The organism is Pseudomonas sp. KBN10P06128 (genome assembly GCF_037574945.1).
GTDB classification, from domain to species: domain Bacteria; phylum Pseudomonadota; class Gammaproteobacteria; order Pseudomonadales; family Pseudomonadaceae; genus Pseudomonas; species Pseudomonas aeruginosa.
This window is the reverse complement of the sequence record NZ_JBBELR010000001.1, coordinates 35374-55745: the sequence shown is the minus strand read 5'-3', so window position 1 is coordinate 55745 and position 20372 is coordinate 35374. Positions and strand designations below refer to the sequence as shown.

The following is a 20372-nucleotide window of genomic DNA, read 5'->3' as shown; positions in this document are numbered from 1 at the left end:
CGCGTACTCAGGCCGGGCGGATGACCTGTCCGGTCACCAGGTCGCGGATCAGGCTGGGGTTGCGGCGCCCGCCAAGGGCGCCGCCGAGGATAGCGTCCAGCTCGTCGTGGAAGTATTGCTCCACCCGCAGCCGCGTGCGCGCCGCCGGGCGCCCGGCCGGATTGGCCGAGGTGGAGATCAGCGGACCGGTGAGATGGCACAGTTCCTGTACCAGGGGATGGTCGGTGACCCGCACGGCGACGCTGTCGTGGACGCCGGTGACCCACTCCGGCAGGCGCTCCTGGTGCGGCACCAGCCAGGTGTTCGGCCCCGGCCAGGTACCGGCCAGGCGGTCCAGCCAGACGTCCGGCAGGTCTTCGAGAAGGAAGTCGAGCTGGTGGATGTTCGCCGCCACCACGATCAGGCCCTTTTCCACCGGCCGCGCCTTCAGCGCCAGCAGGCGATACACCGCATCCTCGTTCCACGGGTCGCAGCCGAGCCCCCATACCGCCTCGGTGGGATAGGCGATCACGCCGCCCTCGCGGACGACCCGGGCGGCGCATTGCGCACGAAAGCTGCTGATCATCGACTCACTCCAGCGGACAGGGTGCGCGAAGTGTACGGTTTCAGCCGGAGCGATGCACCCAGGTGCCGGCCTCGCAGGCGACCCGGCCGTCGAGTTCCAGTTCGCTGAGCGTCGCCAGCACGTCGGGCAGCGTCATGCCGCTGGCGGCGGCCAGGCCTTCGCTGGTGTAGGGCGCGGCGCGCAGCAGCGCCAGCAAAGGGTGGGGCAGGGGCTGCGCCGGCGCTTCCGCTGGCTCCGCCTGCGCCCAGCCGCGCAGTGCTTCGAGCACGTGCCCGACGCTTTCCACCAGCAGCGCGCCATCGCGAATCAGCTGGTGGCAGCCACGTGCGCCGGGATGGTGGATGGAGCCCGGGATGGCGTACACCTCGCGACCCTGTTCCGCCGCCAGCCGCGCGGTGATCAGCGAGCCGCTGGCGGGACTTGCCTCGACCACCAGCACACCCAGCGAGAGTCCGCTGATGATGCGGTTGCGCCGGGGAAAGTTTGCCGGCAGCGGCGGGCTGTCCAGCGGCAGTTCCGAAACCAGCGCGCCGCCACCCTCGACGATGCGCCGCGCCAGCGCCTCGTGGCGGCGCGGATAGAGCCTGCGCAGGCCGGTGCCGAGGACTGCCACGGTCGCGCCGCCAACCTCCAGCGCGCCCTCGTGGGCGGCGCCATCGATTCCCAGGGCCAGCCCGCTGGTGATGGCGAAGCCGCCCTGCGCCAGGCTGCGCGCAAAGCTCCGGGCGGTGCCCAGCCCGGCGGGGCTGGCGCGGCGGCTGCCGACCATCGCCAGTTGCGGCCGTTCCAGAGTCTCCGGAGCGCCTTCGACGTACAGCAGCGGCGGGGCATCGGCGACTTCGGCGAGCAGTGCCGGGTATCCCGGGTCATCCCACATCAGCAGGTGCCTGCGCGGACCTTCCAGCCAGCGCAGGGCTTCACCCGCCGCTTCCCGCACCGCCGGGCTGCGCCGCGCGGCAGCGGCCTCGGCAGGCACTCCCAGGGTGCGCCAGGCGCCGGCTGGCGCGGCAAGCGCGGAAGAGGCCGAACCGAAGGCCTCGATCAAGCGCAGGAAGCGCATGGGTCCCAGTTCGGGCAGGCCATGCAGACGCAGCCGTGCTTCCAGTTCGGCTGGAGAATGGTTCTTCATCGCGACTCATCCATAGCAGGCAGGTCCATCGCTGACAGGAAGAGGGGAAGGGTCCGGCTTCCATCCTGGAAACCGTCGTATGAAATTTCCTTCCCCCAGAAACGCGAAACCCCCGCCGAGGCGGGGGTTTCGAGTCAGGGATTCTGCACCCTGTCGGTTACCGAGAGCGGCCTGCTGGCCATCAGAACCAGGGCGTAGCTCAGCTTCTTGTAGGTACGGAACACCATCAGCAGGCCGGCGCGTTCGTCGGGAATCTTCACCGACTCACCGGTAACGCGGTCGCGCACCGTCTCGCCGACCTTGTAGATCGCCAGCACGTTGCCCTCGGCCAGCCCGTCGCGCTGGCCACGGTTCAGGGTGACCACGTCGAACTGGCCGATCTGGGTCACGCCGCGCGGTACGTCGATGATTTCGCCCTTCACCTCGCGGCTCGGCTCGCCGGGCATGAAGGTGGAATTCACCGCACGCTCCTCGGTGGGGAACAGGCGGTCGCCCAGGCGCACTTCCTGGGTGGTGCGGGTCAGCGCCAGGGTCGCGACGTCGCCTTCGGTGGCTACCACCTCGCCGCCGCCGATGTCGTCGGCGTTGATGCCGAGGACTTCCTTGGTCTTCGGATCGATGTAGACCTTGCCCTGGCGGAAGATGCCATAGGCCGGCTGGCCGTCGGCGAACTTGCCGCGGGCGTAGATGCGGTCGCCGGTGCCGCTGACGATCCGCTCGGCGTTGCCGGCGACGATGTACGGCGCGCTGGTGAAGGTCTTCTCGTCATCGACGATGCGGTTGGCCAGCAGGAAGCTGTTGATCTTGTCCAGCGGGATGGTCGGGATGGCCTCGGCGATCGGCGTGCTGCGGATCTTCGGCGACAGCTTGATGGTCCCGCGCGATTCGCCACGGTTCAGCACCAGGCGCGGCTGGCCATCGACGTAGACCAGGCTGAGGGTGTCGCCGGGGTAGATCAGGTGGGGATTCTGGATCTGCGGGTTGGCGTGCCAGAGTTCCGGCCACTTCCATGGCTGGCGGAGGAATTTCCCCGAGATGTCCCACAGGGTATCGCCCCTGACCACCGTGTAGCGGTCCGGATGCCCTTCCCTGAGGTCGACCTGGGCCTGCGCCAGACCGCTCGCGGCAAGGAGCAGAAGGGCGACTAGTGATTTCCTCATGCAGTGAATCCCTTTATCATGTCGACATACGCGAAACGCCCGAAGCCCGCGAGAAACGCGGTCTGAAGCCGTTTTCAAGCTGCGCGCCATCTTAGCAGCGGATTTTCAATCGATTCCACAAGTGCATCACAAACGCATATGGCCATCCTGAACATTCTCGAATTCCCCGATCCGCGCCTGCGGACCATCGCCAAACCGGTGGAGGTGGTCGACGACGCGGTGCGCCAGCTGATCGACGACATGTTCGAAACCATGTACGAAGCCCCGGGCATCGGCCTCGCCGCGACCCAGGTGAACGTGCACAAGCGCATCGTGGTCATGGACCTCAGCGAAGACAAGTCCGAGCCGAGGGTATTCATCAACCCCGAGTTCGAACCGCTGACCGAGGAAATGGACCAGTACCAGGAAGGCTGCCTGTCGGTACCCGGCTTCTACGAGAACGTGGACCGACCGCAGAAGGTCCGGATCAAGGCCCTCGACCGCGACGGCAACCCCTTCGAGGAGGTCGCCGAAGGCCTGCTGGCGGTATGCATCCAGCACGAATGCGACCACCTCAACGGCAAGCTGTTCGTCGACTACCTGTCCACCCTCAAGCGCGACCGCATCCGCAAGAAGCTGGAAAAGCAGCATCGACAGCAGGCGTGACCCCATCCCCCAAAGGCTTGCCCCGGCAAGCCTTTTTCTTTTAGCGAGCCCCGCATGAGCCAAGCATTGCGCATCGTCTTCGCCGGAACCCCGGAATTCGCCGCCGAGCATCTCAAGGCCCTGCTCGACACCCCACATCGGATCGTCGCCGTCTACACCCAGCCCGACCGGCCGGCCGGCCGCGGGCAGAAACTGATGCCCAGCGCGGTGAAGAGCCTGGCCCTGGAGCATGGCCTACCGGTCATGCAGCCGCAGAGCCTGCGCAATGCCGAGGCCCAGGCGGAGCTGGCGGCGCTGCGCGCGGACCTGATGGTGGTGGTCGCCTATGGCCTGATCCTGCCCCAGGCGGTACTCGATATCCCGCGCCTGGGCTGCATCAACAGCCACGCCTCGCTGCTGCCGCGCTGGCGCGGCGCCGCGCCGATCCAGCGCGCGGTGGAAGCCGGCGACGCGGAGAGCGGCGTCACCGTGATGCAGATGGAAGCCGGGCTCGACACTGGCCCGATGCTGCTCAAGGTGAGCACGCCGATTTCCGCCGCGGACACCGGCGGCAGCCTGCACGACCGGCTCGCCGCGCTCGGCCCGAAAGCGGTGGTCGAAGCCATCGCCGGCCTGGTCGCCGGCACCCTGCATGGCGAGGTCCAGGACGACGCCCTGGCCACCTACGCGCACAAGCTGAACAAGGACGAGGCACGCCTCGACTGGAGCCGTCCGGCCGTCGAACTGGAGCGCCAGGTCCGTGCCTTCACCCCCTGGCCGGTCTGCCACACCAGCCTCGCCGATGCGCCGCTGAAAGTCCTCGGTGCCAGCCTGGGGCAGGGCAGCGGGGCGCCCGGAACCATCCTTGAGGCCAGCCGCGACGGCCTGCTGGTCGCCTGCGGCGAAGGCGCCCTGCGCCTGACCCGCCTGCAAGTGCCGGGCGGCAAGCCACTGGCCTTCGCCGACCTCTACAACAGCCGTCGCGAGCAATTCGCCACCGGCCAGGTGCTCGGCCAATGAACCCGCGTCTCGCCGCCTGCCAGGCGCTGGCCGCGGTGCTCGCCGGACGCGCCTCGCTGTCTGGCGCGTTGCCGCCGCAACTGGACAAGGTCGCCCCGCGCGATCGCGGCCTGACCCAGGAGCTGGCCTTCGGCGCGGCGCGCTGGCAACCGCGCCTGCAGGCCCTGGCCGCGCGCCTGTTGCAGAAGCCGTTCAAGGCCGCCGACACCGATATCCACGCCCTGCTGCTGATCGGCCTCTACCAGTTGCTCTACACGCGGATTCCGCCGCACGCCGCGATCGGCGAGACCGTCGGCTGCGCCGACAAGCTGAAGAAGGGCTGGGCCAAGGGCGTGCTCAACGCCGTGCTGCGCCGCGCGCAGCGCGAAGGCGAGACGCTGCTGGCCGAGGTCGACCGCGATCCCTCGGCGCGCCTGGGCCATCCGCGCTGGCTGCTGAAAGCGCTCAAGCAGGCCTGGCCGGAGCAACTCGACGCGCTCTGCGCGGCGAACAACGCACACCCGCCGATGACCTTGCGGGTCAATCGGCGCCATGGCGAGCGCGATGCCTACCTGGCCGAACTTGCCGAAGCCGGGATCGAGGCCCGCGCCTGCGACTACAGCCGCGACGGCATCCAGCTCGCCGCGCCGTGCGACGTACGCGAACTACCGGGCTTCGCGGAGGGCCGCGTCAGCGTCCAGGACGAAGCCGCGCAACTGGCCGCCGAGCTGCTCGAAAGCGCGCCCGGCCAGCGTGTCCTCGACGCCTGCTGTGCGCCTGGCGGCAAGACCTGCCACCTGCTGGAAACCCAACCGGGACTGGCCGAAGTGGTCGCCGTCGACCTCGAGGAGAGCCGCCTGGTAAGGGTTCGGGAAAACCTCCAGCGGCTCGGCCTGCAAGCCAGCCTGGTCGCCGCCGACGCCAGGGCCACCGGGGAGTGGTGGGACGGCAAACCGTTCCAGCGCATCCTCCTCGACGCGCCGTGCTCGGCCACCGGGGTGATCCGCCGCCACCCGGACATCAAGCTGGCGCGCAAGCCGGAAGACATCGCCGCCCTGGCGCACCTGCAAGGTGAATTGCTCGACGCACTGTGGCCTACCCTGGAAGTCGGCGGCGTGCTGCTCTATGCCACCTGTTCGGTGATGCCGGCAGAAAACAGCGACAGCATCGCCGCCTTCCTTGCCCGTACGCCCGGCGCCCGCGAACTGGACCTTCCCGGCCCCTGGGGCATGAAACAGCCCCACGGCCGCCAGTTGTTGCCGCAGGTGGAAGGCCACGATGGCTTCTACTATGCCAAGCTGATCAAGATATCCGCCCGTTGATCGAAACCTGACGAGCCGTTCCTGCCATGAAAATCATCATCCTAGGTGCCGGCCAGGTCGGCGGCACACTGGCCGAGCACCTGGCCAGCGAAGCCAACGACATCACCGTGGTCGACACCGACGGCGACCGCCTGCGCGACCTCGGCGACCGCCTCGACATCCGCACCGTGCAAGGCAAGGCCTCGTTCCCCACGGTGCTGCGCCAGGCCGGCGCCGACGACGCCGACATGCTGGTGGCGGTGACCAATAGCGACGAGACCAACATGGTCGCCTGCCAGGTCGCCTACACCCTGTTCAATACCCCGACCAAGATCGCCCGCGTCCGCGAGCCGGCCTACCTGACCCGTACCGGCCTGTTCGACAACGAGGCGATCCCGGTGGACGTGCTGATCAGTCCGGAGCAGGTGGTCACCAACTACATCAAGCGCCTGATCGAACATCCCGGCGCGTTGCAGGTGATCGACTTCGCCGAAGGCAAGGCGCAACTGGTCGGCATCAAGGCCTACTACGGCGGCCCTCTGGTAGGGCAGGAGCTGCGCCAGTTGCGCGAGCACATGCCGAACGTGGATACCCGCGTCGCCGCGATCTACCGCCGCAACCGGCCGATCATTCCCCAGGGCGACACGGTGATCGAGGCCGACGACGAAGTCTTCTTCATCGCCGCCAAGGCCCATATCCGCGCGGTAATGGGCGAGATGCGCAGGCTCGACGACAGCTACAAGCGGATCATCATCGCCGGCGGCGGCAATGTCGGCGAGCGCCTGGCCGAGGCCATCGAGAGCCGCTACCAGGTGAAGATCATCGAGCGCAGCCCGCTGCGCTGCCGGCACCTCTCGGATACCCTGGACAGCACCATCGTGCTCAACGGCAGCGCTTCCGACCGCGACCTGCTGCTGGAGGAGAACATCGGCGAGACCGACGTGTTCCTCGCCCTGACCAACGACGACGAGGCCAACATCATGTCCTCGCTGCTGGCCAAGCGGCTCGGCGCGAGCAAGGTGATGACCCTGATCAACAACCCGGCCTATGTCGACCTGGTGCAAGGCGGCGAGATCGACATCGCCATCAGCCCGCAACTGGCGACCATTGGCACCCTGTTGGCCCACGTTCGCCGCGGCGACATCGAGAGCGTACACTCGCTGCGCCGCGGCGCAGCCGAAGCGATCGAGGTGGTGGCCCATGGCGACGCCAAGTCGAGCAAGGTGATCGGTCGCTCGATCAACGATATCAAGCTGCCGCCGGGCACCACCATCGGCGCGCTGGTGCGCGACGAGGAAGTGCTGATCGCCCACGGCGACACCCACATCGAGAGCGGCGACCACGTGCTGCTGTTCCTGGTCGACAAGAAATACATCCGCGACGTCGAGCGACTGTTCCAGGCCGGCCTGACGTTCTTCTGAGGCACGCCCTATCGCGAACGGCGATAGGGCTTCGGCCTACGAACACGAAGGGGCCGCGTGCCTCCTTCGCAACGGCCGAAGCCCCCTGTTCCGTGCAAAGCCTGGCCGGAGCCGGGCACAATGGCCGACATCGTTGGAAGAGGGCAGGATGATGATCGAAGGTCTGGAAAAGATGCTGGCCAAAGGCGTGGACAATGCGCTGCTGCGCTTCGGCCTGGGCAAGGGCTACCTGGACGCGGGCGACGCCGAACGCGCGACGGAACACCTCCAGCGTTGCGTAGAGCAGGACCCGAAGTATTCCGCTGGCTGGAAACTGCTGGGCAAGGCGCGCCAGGCTGCCGGCGATCTCGCGGGCGCCCGGCAGGCCTGGGAGCAAGGCCTGGCAGCTGCCGCGACGCATGGCGACAAGCAGGCCGAAAAGGAAATGACGGTGTTCCTGCGCAAGCTCGACAGGGCGAGAACCTGAGCGTCCGGCCGAGGCTCGCGCTTCCCCGGCCAGGACGGAGTACAGCGCGTTCTCTCCACCCGTAGGCCGGAGTTCCGGCAGACGGGTCGGGCGTCCTCATCCAGCGCTGGCGGAACGGTTCGAGCACGCCCCGACGACACTTTTACAAAGACCTGTTCCACACATTCGTAGGCAACTTCTGTCAACGATGTAGCCTGCATCCCGAACGCCCAACACCCCATTGAGCGACCGCTGCCGGCCCTCTAGCTTCGACTCATCGCTTCGGTCCAAGCCCGAACGCGACACCCGACTTCAACTACTTTTCCGGAGCCAACATGTCGAAGCACGAGCGTTCAGTCCCGTCCTATGTCGAATACCCATACGAGCAAGCGATCCTCTACGTTCACCGGAACGCCTCTGCCAATGAGTTGCTCGAATCCGTACAGGAGCGCCTGAGGGCTCTCCTCGGTCTCCTCCATGCCTTGGAAAGGATCGAAGTGCGGACAGGGCAGGGCGTTCCCATTCAGCGCGTGGCGCACATCCTGGTCACGCTCGGCGGCGATGCCCTGACGCTGCTCACGGCCGCGCACCGGGCTACCACCTCCTGAACGAAGAAGGGCGCAACGGTCACGGCCGTTGCGCCCTTCCTCCAGATTGCCTCGATGAGCCTCAAGCGTTGCTCTGCGGCCGCCCCGGCAGCATCTTCAGGATGCCATTGAGTAGCATGCCGTAGAGCGGCACGAACAGCAGAAGGCTGATACTCAGCTTCACTCCGTAGTCCACCGTGGCGATTTCCACCCAGTGTTGCGCCATGAACGGATTGTCGCTGCGCCAGAACGCCACGAAGAAGAAGGTGAAGGTGTCCAGCAGGTTGCCGAGGATGGTCGAGGCGACTGGCGCGGTCCACCAGTGCCGGGAACGACGGAGGCGATCGAATACCTGGATGTCGAGGATCTGTCCGAGCACATAGGCGAGGAAGCTTGCCAGGGAGATCCGTGCGACGAAGGTGTTGAACTCCAGCAGCGCGGAGAAACCACGGAACGCCGCTTCCTGGAACAACACCGAGACCACGTAGGAGGCGATCAACGCCGGGATCATGACCCGGGCGATGACCAGCCGGGCAGGGCCCTTGCCCAGCAGGCGCACGGTGAGGTCGGTTGCCAGGAAGATGAACGGAAAGCTGAAGGCGCCCCAGGTGGTGTGCCAGCCAAACAGGGTGATCGGCAACTGCACCAGGTAGTTGCTGGCGATGATGATGAAGATGTGGAAGGCGATCAGGCCGGCCAGGGTGCCGCGCCAGGCCGCCGGAGAAGAGGCTGACATGTACTGTCCTTTTTGCGCGATGGGGTGAGGGAACCCATGCCCGGCACCATGCCGAGCGGCGCGCATTCTAGCCGATAACCGGCAGCGGTTTCGCCCACTCTGTGATCAGTGGCTCATGCCTGGGGTTCCACGTGGAACATCACCGTTCAGGCTTCGCTGAGAAAGCGCAGGCCGACGCCTTCCGCATCGACTCGCACGACTTCCATCTGCAGGATCGGCGCGTCGATCGGCAGATCCTGTACCTGGCCAGTAACGACACTGCCTGTTGGGAGCTGGGTCAGATCCGGGTGTTTGACATAGACCCCGGTGTCGGAGAGGTCGCGTGTCTGCGCCATCAGCTCGCCAAATAACGGGTGACTGATACGGATTCGGCACTTGAGCGGGGTTCGTGGGTATTGTCGTTGATTATCCATCGAGTCCCTCGGGACCTGCGGAGGAGGCGGCAGAGCTGAGCATAGTACCCGGATATGAAAAAGGCGTCTTCCGACGCCCTTTCCTCAGTACCATTTTTTCTCGCCATCCGGGCGGTTCTTGAAGCGCTTCATGCTCCACATGTACTGGCTGGGATAGGCTCGTACATACTTCGCCAACTCGCGGCTCATGGCTGCTACAGACACTTCCAGGTCCTTGTCGTACATGTCCGCCGGAGCCGCTTCGAGGATCACCTTGTAACCGCTACCATCGGGCAGGCGCACCGCATGGAAGAACACTCCACGCGCCTTGCCGCGTGAAAGCAACTGCGGGACGAACTTGCTGATCAATGCAGTGGTGCCCAGGTAGGGCACGAAGAGCCCAGCGGTACGCGCGGGCTCGGGGTCGGCGGGAATCCCTACGCAACCGCCTTTCTTCACTTCCTTGATGACACTGAGGATACCCTCCGGAGTGGAAGGTGCGACGCGATTGCCCAATTGCACGCGTTGCTTCTTCAGCAACTCGTCCACTGCCTTCAGCTTGGGCGGACGATAGAAGATGATCGGCTTGGCGTAAGAGCAATAGAAGTGGTTGAGTACTTCCCAGTTTCCCAGGTGACTGGTAATGCCGACCAGGCCATCGCCGGAAGCCAGCGCTTCCTCCAGCACTTCCATGCCTTCGACCTCGCGGATGTACCTCAGCGACTTTTCAGGCGGCCAGATCCAGGCACAGGCACTTTCGGTGAGGGTACGGCCAATATCCATCAGGCTTTGTCCGACCAGCTTTTCCAGTTCGGTTTCGGACAACTCGGGGAAGCACTTGGACAGGTTGATCCGCACTACCTCGCGGGATCGATTCGGCAATTTCCACATCAGCCAGCCTATGCCGGCCCCGACGCCTTGCACGGCACGCCAGGGCAATAGCGCGAACAGGCGTAGGGCCCCCACCACCAGGGCACCTTTGAATTTCTCCACGAAACACTCCTCGCTCGACTCGAACGCGCATTGTACGCCAGGAAGAAGGGCGAGGGCGGCAGCCAAGGAAGCGGGGCGACCAGCTATGCTACGCGCCGATGTTCCACGTGGAACATCCGAACGCATCCATCAGGGAGCGCCCGGCTAGCCGACGAGTTGGGCGTAACGGTCGCAGTCCTGGGTATGGTCCATGACCATGCCGCTGGCCTGCATGAAGGCGTAGCAGATGGTCGGCCCGACGAAGTTGAAGCCGGCCTTGCGCAGCGCCTTGCTCATGGCCTCGGCTTCCGGGGTAATCGCCGGCACCTCGGCACGACCAGCGAAATGGTTGATCTTCGGCTGGCCGCCGACGAAGGACCAGAGGAACCCAGCCGGGTCATCCAGCTCCAGCCAGGCCTGGGCGTTCTGCCGCGCAGCGTTGAGCTTGGCCCGATTGCGAATGATGCCGGGGTCGAGCATCAGTTCGTCGATCTCAGCGTCGCTCATCTGTGCCACCCGCTGCACGTCGAAGCCGAACAGCACCTCGCGGTAGCGCTCGCGCTTCTTCAGCACGGTGATCCAGGACAACCCGGCCTGGAAGCCCTCCAGCAGCAGAAGTTCGAACAGCGCGTCGGGATCGCGCTGCGGCACACCCCACTCCTCGTCGTGGTAGGCCATGTAGAGAGGATCGTCGTTGCACCAGAAGCAGCGTGGCATAAGGCTTTCCGTGGTTTTGAAGGGATCGGGGGGACGGGCGAGGCGGCGCGGGAATCGGGTATACTTCCGCGTTTTGTATCGAAGCCTCAGCACAGGTGAATTTCGTGAGCCAGACTACGCCCGCCGTGCGCACCTTCCAAGACCTGATTCTCGCCCTGCAGAACTACTGGGCCGAGCAGGGCTGCGTGGTGCTGCAGCCCTACGACATGGAAGTGGGCGCCGGCACCTTCCACACCGCCACCTTCCTCCGCGCCATTGGCCCGGAGACCTGGAACGCCGCCTACGTCCAGCCGAGCCGCCGCCCCACCGACGGCCGCTACGGCGAGAACCCCAACCGCCTGCAGCACTACTACCAGTTTCAGGTGGTCCTGAAGCCGAACCCGGAGAACTTCCAGGAGCTGTATCTCGGCTCGCTGAAAGCCATCGGCATCGACCCGCTGGTCCACGACATCCGCTTCGTCGAGGACAACTGGGAGTCGCCGACCCTCGGCGCCTGGGGCCTGGGTTGGGAAATCTGGCTGAACGGCATGGAAGTCACCCAGTTCACCTACTTCCAGCAGGTCGGCGGCATCGAGTGCTATCCGGTCACCGGCGAGATCACCTACGGCCTGGAGCGCCTGGCCATGTACCTGCAGGGCGTGGACTCGGTCTACGACCTGGTCTGGACCGACGGCCCGTTCGGCAAGGTCACCTATGGCGACGTGTTCCACCAGAACGAGGTGGAGCAATCCACTTTCAACTTCGAGCACGCCAACGTGCCGAAACTGTTCGAACTGTTCGACTTCTACGAAAGCGAAGCCAACCGCCTGATCGCGCTGGAGCTGCCGTTGCCGACCTACGAGATGGTCCTCAAGGCTTCGCATACCTTCAACCTGCTGGATGCGCGGCGCGCCATCTCGGTCACCGAGCGCCAGCGCTACATCCTTCGCGTGCGTACCCTGGCCCGCGCCGTGGCGCAGAGCTACCTGCAGGCCCGCGCGCGCCTCGGCTTCCCCATGGCCACCCCCGAATTGCGTGACGAAGTACTGGCCAAGCTGAAGGAGGCCGAATGATGAGCGCCAAGGATTTCCTGGTCGAACTGGGCACCGAAGAGCTGCCGCCAAAAGCCCTCAACAGCCTCGGCGAAGCCTTCCTCAGCGGTATCGAGAAGGGCCTCAAGGCTGCCGGTCTGAGCTATGCCGCTGCGCGTTTCTATGCGGCGCCGCGCCGTCTCGCCGTGCTGGTCGAGCAACTCGCCGTGCAGCAGCCCGACCGTACCGTCAACCTAGACGGTCCGCCGCTACAGGCCGCCTTCGACGCCAGCGGTAACCCGACCCAGGCCGCCCTGGGCTTCGCCAAGAAGTGCGGCGTGGATCTGCAGCATATCGACAAGAGCGGTCCGAAGCTGCGCTTCAGCCAGACCATCGCCGGCCAACCGGCCGCCGGCCTGCTGCCGGGCATCGTCGAGGCCTCGTTGAACGAACTGCCGATTCCCAAGCGGATGCGCTGGGCAGCTCGCCGCGAGGAGTTCGTGCGTCCGACCCAATGGCTGGTGATGCTGTTCGGCGACGATGTGGTCGAGTGCGAGATCCTCGCCCAGAAAGCCGGGCGCGAATCCCGTGGCCACCGCTTCCACAATCCGGACAATGTGCGTATTTCCAGCCCGGCAGCGTATCTGGAAGACCTGCGCGGCGCTCATGTGCTGGCCGATTTCGCCGAGCGCCGCGAGCTGATCGCCAAGCGCGTGGCCGAACTGGCCGCCGAGCAACAGGGCAGCGCCATCGTGCCGCCGAGCCTGCTCGACGAAGTGACTGCACTGGTCGAGTGGCCGGTGCCGCTGGTCTGCTCCTTCGAGGAGCGCTTCCTCGAGGTCCCGCAGGAAGCCCTGATCACCACCATGCAGGACAACCAGAAATACTTCTGCCTGCTGGACGCCAACGGCAAGCTGCTGCCTCGCTTCATCACCGTCGCCAACGTCGAGAGCAAGGCGCCGGAGAACATCGTCAGCGGTAACGAGAAGGTGGTTCGCCCGCGCCTCACCGACGCCGAGTTCTTCTTCAAGCAGGACAAGAAGCAGCCGCTCGAAAGCTTCAATGAGCGCCTGCGCAACGTAGTGTTCCAGGCCCAGCTCGGCACCGTGTTCGAGAAGGCCCAGCGCGTCTCCGGCCTGGCCGCCTACATCGCCGAACGTATAGGCGGCAATGCGCAGAACGCCGCGCGCGCCGGCATCCTGTCCAAGTGTGACCTGGCGACCGAGATGGTCGGCGAGTTCCCCGAAATGCAGGGCATCGCCGGCTACTACTACGCCACCCACGGCGGCGAAGCGGAAGACGTCGCCCTGGCCCTCAACGAGCAGTACATGCCGCGCGGCGCCGGCGCCGAGCTACCCTCGACCCTGACCGGCGCCGCCGTGGCGGTGGCCGACAAGCTCGATACCCTGGTCGGTATCTTCGGCATCGGCATGCTTCCCACCGGCAGCAAGGACCCCTACGCGCTGCGCCGCGCTGCGCTGGGCGTGCTGCGCATCCTCATCGAGAAGCAGCTCGACCTGGACCTGGTAGCCGCGGTCAACGCCGCCGTCGAGCAATACGGCGACAAGGTCAAGGCCGCCGGCCTGGCCGAGCAGGTGCTGGACTTCGTGTTCGACCGCCTGCGCGCGCGCTACGAGGACGAAGGCGTGGACGTGGCCGTGTACCAGTCGGTGCGCGCGCTCAAGCCAAGCTCGCCGCTGGACTTCGACCAGCGCGTACAGGCCGTCCAGGCCTTCCGCCAGTTGCCTGAAGCCGAGGCCCTGGCCGCGGCGAACAAACGGGTGTCGAATATTCTCGCCAAGTCCGAGGACGAGGTTCCGCCGAACGTGGATGCCAGCCTGCTGGTGGAAGCCGCCGAGAAGGCCCTGGGCAGCGCCGTGGCGAACGCCGAAAGCGAAGTCGCGCCGCTGGCAGCGGCACGCGACTATCGCGCCGCGCTGGCCCGCCTGGCGGCCTTGCGCGAGCCGGTGGATACGTTCTTCGCCGATGTGATGGTCAATGTCGACGACGCGGCGGTGCGCGCCAACCGCTATGCGCTGCTGGCCAAGCTGCGCGGGTCGTTCCTCGGGGTGGCGGACATCTCGCTGCTCGGCTGAGCCAGTCCCGCCTCGAAGAAAAGGCCCGGCGTCCTCGCGACACCGGGCCTTTTTCACTACAGGACCTTCAGATACTCCAGCAGCGCGCGCTTCTCCTCGGCCGACAGGCTGGTGCCGTACTCATGGCCGCAGCGGCTGTTGCCGGAATCACGCTGCTCGCAGCCGGTGGTCTTCAGCACATAGCTGCCGAATTGGGTCTGCTGGGCGGCGAGGCCGACCTTGTCCACGTCGTAGGCCGAGCCCACCGGGAAGGATTCCACCCGCTCCGCGGCCGGCTTCAGCAACTCTTCCAGGGTCGGCACCGAGCCGTTGTGCAGGTACGGCGCCGCCGCCCAGATCCCCTGCAGGACCCGCGACTCGTAGGGGTAGGGGTCGGCCTGGGTACGCACCGGCTTCTGGAAGGCGGTCAGCAGTTGCCGGGTTTCGTCGGTCATCACGCTTTCCGGCTTGACCGCCGCCGCCTTGGCATCGTGCTTCTCACCGAGGATCGGCACGAAGTGCTGCAGGATCGAACCGGCCACCGCTACGGCGAGTACATCGAAGGCTCCGTCGGTCGCCTTCAGCGGCTGGCCGAACGGCATCCGCGCGCCCTCCATCACGCCGGTCTGCACCTGGCCATCGAGGATGGCGTGCTGGCGGCTGTCGCTGCCGACGTCCCTCAGCGGAGTGTCCCAAAGCACCAGGTCCTTGATCCGGATGCCGTGGCACTCCACGCAGCCACCCCCGTCGGTCTTGCGGGCGAAGATCAGCGCGCCTTTCCTGGCCAGGTGCTTGTCCACCGCCCAGGGCCACTTCGGCGGGCCGATCTTCTTGATCAGCTCCTCCAGCTTGCCCAACCCGTGGAAGTTGGCCGAGTTGACCTTCAGGTAGTCCATGCCCAGCAGGTGGAACTTGCTCTTCTGCGGGTGGAAGGTGGCGAACACCCCGTAGACCTCGCCGACATTGCGCGCCAGGCCGAGCAGGTCGTTGCCGTTGGCGGCGAAGCCGGGCCACTGGGTCTTGTTCTGCCGCGCCGCGTTCCACAGGAACGGGTAGCGCACCGGCGCATCCGCCGCCTTGATGTTGTCGGGAATCAGATAGGGCGGCGCGGTGCCGATATCCAGCCCGGTAAGGCGGTTGAAGATCATCGATACCGCGTCCAGTCGCGCCGGTCCCCAGGTGTCCTTGGGTAGCGCGCGCTCGATCAGCGTGTGATAGGGCTCGTACCATTCCTTCACCGCCGCGAGCAGGGCGTCACGCGCACCGGGAGGCGGATTGGCCCCGAGGATCTGCTTGGCGAAGGCGTCGAAGGCGGCGTCATCGCTGGTCAGCGGTCCCACGGCCCGATCAAGGTCGGCGAGGAATGCCTGGAAGTCGACGATCGCCGGACCGCCGTCGATCCGATAGGCCGTGCCCTTCACCTCGATCTGCCGGGTATGGCAGGCCGAACAGGTCATGCCGACCATCTGCCGGGCGCCCGTGCCGGCTACGGTGAAGCCCACCGGCAGGCCTTCCGCGGGCGCCTTGGGATTGGGCAAATAGCCGTAGCGGGCCAGGCTGTCGGCGAGGAAAGGCGTTCCATCCGGCTGTCGCAACGCCTTGAGCCAGGGCAGGGGCATCACCTGCGAGCCCTGGTCGCGGCTGTAGAAGTCCTGGCGGTGGCTTTCGGTCCATTCCTTGCCCTGGTCGAGCATGACCGGAGCGGCCGCCAGGGCGGCGGAAGAAAGAGCCAGGGAAACGAGGGACAAGCTTGAAAGGTGCAGTGTCTTTTTCAGGCGTTTCACGGTTACCGTCCTTGGGAACGGGCAGACGCCCCGGAACTCCCCGTCGTCATGCCCGCTCCACCTGTGGTGGAAACACGGCCGGTCGGCCGTGCTGGCATGCGATAGGCGCTTACTGCGTTACTCCGGTGATCCACCCGCCAAGGGGTTCGCACGTACTCCGAGACACCCACTGCTGCGTGCCAAATGACTCCCTGGCCTGGGATTGCCATTCCATTGCCATTATTGAATCTAGTACAGATTGTCCAGCGTAGGGGGCTCGTCGATCCATCCGCGATGCTCCGGCTGGCTGAGGTAGAATCGATCCTTTCCGTTCATGGCCAACTGCGCATCGATGTCCCGTTCCCTGCTGATTCTCGACCGCGATGGAGTCATCAACCTCGACTCCGACGATTACATCAAGACCCTCGACGAGTGGATCCCCATCCCCAGCTCGATCGAGGCCATCGCCCGCCTGAGCAAGGCCGGCTGGACCGTCGCGGTGGCTACCAACCAGTCCGGCATCGCCCGTGGCTATTACGACCTGGCAGTGCTCGAGGCCATGCATGCGCGCTTGCGCGAACTGGTCGCGGAGCAGGGCGGCGAGGTCGGCCTCATCGTCTATTGTCCGCATGGACCGGACGACGGTTGCGACTGCCGCAAGCCGAAGCCGGGTATGCTGCGGCAGATCGGCGAGCACTACGGGGTCGATCTGTCGGGTATCTGGTTCGTCGGCGACAGCATCGGTGACCTGGAGGCGGCGCGGGCCGTCGATTGTCAGCCGGTGTTGGTAAAGACCGGAAAAGGTGTACGTACGCTGGGCAAGCCCTTGCCAGAGGGCACCCTGATATTCGACGATCTGGCGGCAGTCGCCAGCGCATTACTTCAGTAAGGTCAGAATACATGTCGACAGTGCAGGCCATCAGAACCATCCTCTTTTACCTGCTGCTGTCCGCCAGCGCGTTCGTCTGGGGCACCCTCAGCTTCTTCATCGCGCCGATCCTGCCGTTCCGCGCCCGCTACCGCTTCGTGGTACAGAACTGGTGCCGCTTCGCGATCTGGCTGACCCGCGTGGTCGCCGGCATCCGCTACGAGGTGCGCGGACTGGAGAACATCCCGGAAAAGCCCTGCGTGATCCTCTCCAAGCACCAGAGCACCTGGGAAACCTTCTTCCTCTCCGGCTTCTTCGAGCCACTCAGCCAGGTACTCAAGCGCGAGCTGCTCTACGTGCCGTTCTTCGGCTGGGCCCTGGCCCTGCTCAAGCCCATCGCCATCGACCGCAGCCAGCCGAAGCTGGCCCTCAAGCAACTGGCCAAGCAGGGCGACGAGTGCCTGAAGAAAGGCGCCTGGGTGCTGATCTTCCCGGAAGGCACGCGTATTCCGGTGGGGCAGATGGGCAAGTTCTCCCGCGGCGGCACCGCCCTGGCGGTCAACGCCGGGCTACCGGTACTGCCGATCGCCCACAACGCCGGGCAGTATTGGCCCAAGGCCGGCTGGGCCAAGTACCCGGGCACCATCCAGGTGGTGATCGGCCCGGCGATGCACGCCGAAGGCGAAGGCCCGCGCGCCATCGCCGAGCTAAACCAGCGCGCCGAGGCCTGGGTCAGCGAGACCATGGCCGAGATCAGCCCCATCCAGCAGCGGGTCAGCCATCCGGAGCCGTCGGTGGTCTCGTGAAGGGCCGCAAAGCCCCCTGCAAGGCGCACTGTGCGCCGATTCGATAAAAGAAGCCCCGCCATAGCGGGGCTTCTTGTTTTCACGCGAGGCGCAAAGCAAGGCCGGCTGGCAACGATCGACCGAACCGACCGGCGACCGCTGCCCACAGAAGCGGTGCCACGCCGCCAGGAGGCCTGGGTCCAGGGTCCAGGGTCCAGGGTCCAGGGTCCAGGGTCCAGGGTCCAGGGTCCAGGGTCCAGGGTGCCAATGCTGGCGAGCAACCGGGGGCTCGGCCACACCTTGGCAAGGCACTCCTGGCGCCCGTATCCAGGCTACCTGGCGCAAAAAGAAAACCCCGGCGCCAGGCCGGGGTTTCTATGAGGGTCGGTCTGCCGACCTGTCACACGTCCAGGTTCGACACCGCCAGCGCGTTGCTTTCGATGAAGTCGCGGCGCGGCTCCACAGCATCGCCCATCAGGGTGTTGAAGATCTGGTCGGCAGCGATGGCGTCCTCGATGGTCACCTTGAGCATGCGCCGGACGTTCGGATCCATGGTGGTTTCCCACAGCTGCTCAGGGTTCATCTCGCCCAACCCCTTGTATCGCTGGATGCTGTGGCGCTTGGTACCTTCGGCCATCAGCCAGTCCAGGCCGTCCTTGAAGGCGCTGATCGGGCGCTTGCGCTCACCCTTCTGCACGTAGGCGCCGTCTTCCAGCAGGCTGTTCAGCTGGTCGCCGAGCAGCGACACCGAGCGGTAGTCATTGCTGGCGAAGAAGTCACGGTTGAAGGTGACGTAGCTGGACAGGCCGTGGGCCACCAGTTCCACCTCGGGCAGCCACAGGTGGCGCTCGCGGTCTTCGCGCAGGCTGGCCTTGTAGGTCAGGCCAGACTTCTCGGCGGCGGTCAGGCGCGCCTGGAACTTCTCCAACCAGCCCTGCATGGCCGACTCGTTAGCCAGGTCGTCCACCGACACGGTAGGCAGGTAGATGAAGTGCTCGGTCAGCTCCTGGGGGTACAGGCGCGACAGGCGCTTGAGGGTGGCGATCACCCCGCGATACTCGTTGACCAGTTTCTCCAGCGCCGCCCCAGACAGGCCCGGAGCGTGCTCGTTGACGTGCAGGCTGGCGTCTTCCAGGGCCGACTGGGTCATGTACTCTTCCATGGCCTGGTCGTCCTTGATGTACTGCTCCTGCTTGCCGCGCTTGACCTTGTACAACGGGGGCTGGGCGATGTAGATGTAGCCACGCTCGATCAGCTCGGGCATCTGGCGGAAGAAGAAGGTCAACAGCAGGGTGCGGATGTGCGAACCGTCGACGTCAGCATCGGTCATGATGATGATGTTGTGGTAGCGCAGCTTGTCGATGTTGTACTCCTCGCGGCCGATGCCACAGCCCAGGGCGGTGATCAGCGTACCGACCTCCTGGGAGGAGAGCATCTTGTCGAAGCGCGCCTTTTCGACGTTGAGGATCTTGCCCTTGAGCGGCAGGATCGCCTGGGTCCGGCGATTGCGGCCCTGCTTGGCGGAACCGCCCGCGGAGTCACCCTCCACGATGTACAGTTCGGAGAGCGCCGGGTCCTTTTCCTGGCAATCGGCCAGCTTGCCGGGCAGGCCGGCGATGTCCAGCGCGCCCTTGCGGCGGGTCATCTCGCGCGCCTTGCGTGCGGCCTCGCGGGCACGGGCGGCGTCGATCATCTTGCCGACCACGGCCTTGGCTTCGTTGGGATTCTCCAGCAGGAAGTCGGCGAAGTACTTGCCCATCTCCTGTTCCACCGCGGTCTTCACCTCGGAGGAGACCAGCTTGTCCTTGGTCTGCGAGCTGAACTTCGGGTCCGGTACCTTCACCGAGATGATCGCGGTGAGGCCTTCGCGGGCATCGTCGCCGGTGGTGGCGATCTTGAATTTCTTCGCCAGGCCTTCGGCCTCGATGTAGTTGTTCAGGTTACGCGTCAGCGCCGAACGGAAACCGGCGAGGTGGGTGCCGCCATCACGCTGCGGGATGTTGTTGGTGAAGCAGAGCAGGTTCTCGTTGAAGCTGTCGTTCCACTGCAAGGCGACTTCCACACCCACGCCGTCCTCTTCACGCTGGACGTTGAAGTGGAATACCTCGTTCACCGCGGTCTTGTTGGTGTTCAGGTACTCGACGAAGGCCTTCAGACCGCCTTCGTACTTGAACAGCTCCTCCTTGCCGGTACGCTCGTCGCGCAGCAGGATGCCGACGCCGGAGTTGAGGAAGGACAGTTCGCGGATGCGCTTGGCCAGGATGTCCCAACTGAAGTGGATGTTGCTGAAGGTCTCCGGGGACGGCTTGAAGTGAACTTCGGTACCGGAGCCATCGGTCTCGCCCACTTCGCGCAGTGGGAACTGCGGAACGCCGTGGTGGTAGACCTGTTCCCAGACCTTGTTGTGGCGACGGATGGTCAGGCGCAGCTCATGGGACAGCGCGTTCACCACCGAGACGCCCACACCGTGCAAGCCGCCGGACACTTTGTAGGTGTTGTCATCGAACTTGCCGCCGGCGTGAAGGACGGTCATGATCACTTCCGCCGCAGAAACCCCTTCTTCCTTGTGGATATCCACCGGAATACCGCGTCCATTGTCGCGGACAGTGATCGACTCATCCGTATGGATGGTGATGCTGATTTCGCTGCAGTAACCGGCCAGCGCTTCGTCGATGGAGTTATCCACCACCTCGAACACCATGTGGTGCAGACCGGTGCCATCGTCGGTGTCGCCGATGTACATGCCGGGGCGCTTGCGTACGGCATCCAGCCCCTTCAGCACCTTGATGCTGGAAGAGTCGTACGTGTTGTTCTCGCTCATGC

General features: G+C 65.4%; 19 protein-coding genes. 10 read left to right on the top strand and 9 right to left on the bottom strand.

Going from position 1 to position 20372, the window contains the following annotated elements; all coding sequences use genetic code 11:
- Positions 1 to 7 precede the first annotated feature (7 nt).
- From VQ065_RS00260 to VQ065_RS00250, 3 genes are all read right to left on the bottom strand, one after another.
- Positions 8 to 565, bottom strand: coding sequence for an L-threonylcarbamoyladenylate synthase (locus VQ065_RS00260; protein WP_003097300.1), 558 nt, complete (start codon positions 563 to 565; stop codon positions 8 to 10).
- Positions 566 to 605: 40 nt separating this feature from the next.
- Positions 606 to 1694, bottom strand: a complete 1089-nt coding sequence (gene dprA / locus VQ065_RS00255; protein ID WP_014602326.1) for a DNA-processing protein DprA — start codon at positions 1692 to 1694, stop codon at positions 606 to 608.
- Between the two features lie 134 nt (positions 1695 to 1828).
- Positions 1829 to 2854 (bottom strand): LysM peptidoglycan-binding domain-containing protein, encoded by a 1026-nt coding sequence (locus tag VQ065_RS00250; protein WP_003097294.1) that lies wholly within the window; start codon positions 2852 to 2854, stop codon positions 1829 to 1831.
- A 138-nt stretch (positions 2855 to 2992) separates the two neighbouring features.
- Here VQ065_RS00250 and def point away from each other — a divergent pair, with 138 nt between their 5' ends.
- From def to VQ065_RS00220, 6 genes are all read left to right on the top strand, one after another.
- On the top strand, positions 2993 to 3499 hold the full coding sequence (gene def, locus VQ065_RS00245; RefSeq protein WP_003097293.1) for a peptide deformylase: 507 nt from the start codon (positions 2993 to 2995) through the stop codon (positions 3497 to 3499).
- A 54-nt stretch (positions 3500 to 3553) separates the two neighbouring features.
- A complete protein-coding gene (gene fmt, locus VQ065_RS00240) occupies positions 3554 to 4498 on the top strand; it encodes a methionyl-tRNA formyltransferase (RefSeq protein ID WP_023098410.1) in 945 nt (314 codons plus the stop codon).
- Positions 4495 to 5799 carry a 16S rRNA (cytosine(967)-C(5))-methyltransferase RsmB gene (gene rsmB / locus VQ065_RS00235; protein WP_014603454.1) on the top strand — a complete coding sequence of 435 codons (1305 nt, stop codon included), beginning with the start codon at positions 4495 to 4497 and terminating at the stop codon, positions 5797 to 5799. Before fmt ends, rsmB begins: the two co-directional genes overlap by 4 nt.
- 26 nt (positions 5800 to 5825) lie before the next feature.
- On the top strand, positions 5826 to 7199 hold the full coding sequence (trkA, locus tag VQ065_RS00230) for a Trk system potassium transporter TrkA (protein WP_003097289.1): 1374 nt from the start codon (positions 5826 to 5828) through the stop codon (positions 7197 to 7199).
- 148 nt (positions 7200 to 7347) lie between these two features.
- Entirely contained in the window at positions 7348 to 7665 is a 318-nt protein-coding gene (locus VQ065_RS00225; RefSeq protein WP_003097288.1) for a tetratricopeptide repeat protein, read from the top strand.
- Between the two features lie 314 nt (positions 7666 to 7979).
- Entirely contained in the window at positions 7980 to 8252 is a 273-nt protein-coding gene (locus VQ065_RS00220) for a hypothetical protein (RefSeq protein ID WP_009316072.1), read from the top strand.
- 61 nt (positions 8253 to 8313) lie between these two features.
- Here the strand turns inward: VQ065_RS00220 and VQ065_RS00215 are convergent, their stop codons facing one another.
- From VQ065_RS00215 to VQ065_RS00200, 4 genes are all read right to left on the bottom strand, one after another.
- Positions 8314 to 8967, bottom strand: coding sequence for a 7-cyano-7-deazaguanine/7-aminomethyl-7-deazaguanine transporter (locus VQ065_RS00215; protein ID WP_003097286.1), 654 nt, complete (start codon positions 8965 to 8967; stop codon positions 8314 to 8316).
- 146 nt (positions 8968 to 9113) lie between these two features.
- Positions 9114 to 9380, bottom strand: a complete 267-nt coding sequence (locus tag VQ065_RS00210) for a PilZ domain-containing protein (RefSeq protein ID WP_003114645.1) — start codon at positions 9378 to 9380, stop codon at positions 9114 to 9116.
- A gap of 84 nt (positions 9381 to 9464) precedes the next feature.
- Complete coding sequence (locus VQ065_RS00205; RefSeq protein WP_003097282.1) at positions 9465 to 10352, bottom strand: lysophospholipid acyltransferase; 888 nt, start codon at positions 10350 to 10352, stop codon at positions 9465 to 9467.
- Positions 10353 to 10496: 144 nt separating this feature from the next.
- Positions 10497 to 11048 carry a DNA-3-methyladenine glycosylase I gene (locus VQ065_RS00200; protein WP_003097280.1) on the bottom strand — a complete coding sequence of 184 codons (552 nt, stop codon included), beginning with the start codon at positions 11046 to 11048 and terminating at the stop codon, positions 10497 to 10499.
- A gap of 104 nt (positions 11049 to 11152) precedes the next feature.
- Between VQ065_RS00200 and glyQ the strand changes: the two genes are divergently transcribed.
- Both glyQ and glyS read left to right on the top strand, forming a co-directional pair.
- Positions 11153 to 12100: a glycine--tRNA ligase subunit alpha gene (gene glyQ, locus VQ065_RS00195; protein WP_003097276.1), complete on the top strand. Its 948-nt coding sequence runs from the start codon at positions 11153 to 11155 to the stop codon at positions 12098 to 12100.
- Positions 12100 to 14154 (top strand): glycine--tRNA ligase subunit beta, encoded by a 2055-nt coding sequence (glyS, locus tag VQ065_RS00190; protein WP_030047954.1) that lies wholly within the window; start codon positions 12100 to 12102, stop codon positions 14152 to 14154. The genes glyQ and glyS overlap by 1 nt, the downstream gene beginning before the upstream one ends.
- Positions 14155 to 14210: 56 nt before the next feature.
- Here the strand turns inward: glyS and VQ065_RS00185 are convergent, their stop codons facing one another.
- Positions 14211 to 15917 carry a di-heme-cytochrome C peroxidase gene (locus tag VQ065_RS00185; protein WP_003097272.1) on the bottom strand — a complete coding sequence of 569 codons (1707 nt, stop codon included), beginning with the start codon at positions 15915 to 15917 and terminating at the stop codon, positions 14211 to 14213.
- Between the two features lie 331 nt (positions 15918 to 16248).
- Here VQ065_RS00185 and gmhB point away from each other — a divergent pair, with 331 nt between their 5' ends.
- Positions 16249 to 16785, top strand: a complete 537-nt coding sequence (gene gmhB / locus VQ065_RS00180) for a D-glycero-beta-D-manno-heptose 1,7-bisphosphate 7-phosphatase (protein WP_023092222.1) — start codon at positions 16249 to 16251, stop codon at positions 16783 to 16785.
- Between the two features lie 11 nt (positions 16786 to 16796).
- The gene (locus tag VQ065_RS00175; protein WP_003097269.1) at positions 16797 to 17570 is read left to right on the top strand and encodes a lysophospholipid acyltransferase family protein; all 774 of its coding nucleotides are present in this window, start codon (positions 16797 to 16799) and stop codon (positions 17568 to 17570) included.
- Between the two features lie 379 nt (positions 17571 to 17949).
- On the opposite strand, the gene gyrB is transcribed toward VQ065_RS00175, so the two are convergent.
- Positions 17950 to 20370, bottom strand: a complete 2421-nt coding sequence (gene gyrB / locus VQ065_RS00170; RefSeq protein ID WP_003097268.1) for a DNA topoisomerase (ATP-hydrolyzing) subunit B — start codon at positions 20368 to 20370, stop codon at positions 17950 to 17952.
- Positions 20371 to 20372 lie beyond the last annotated feature (2 nt).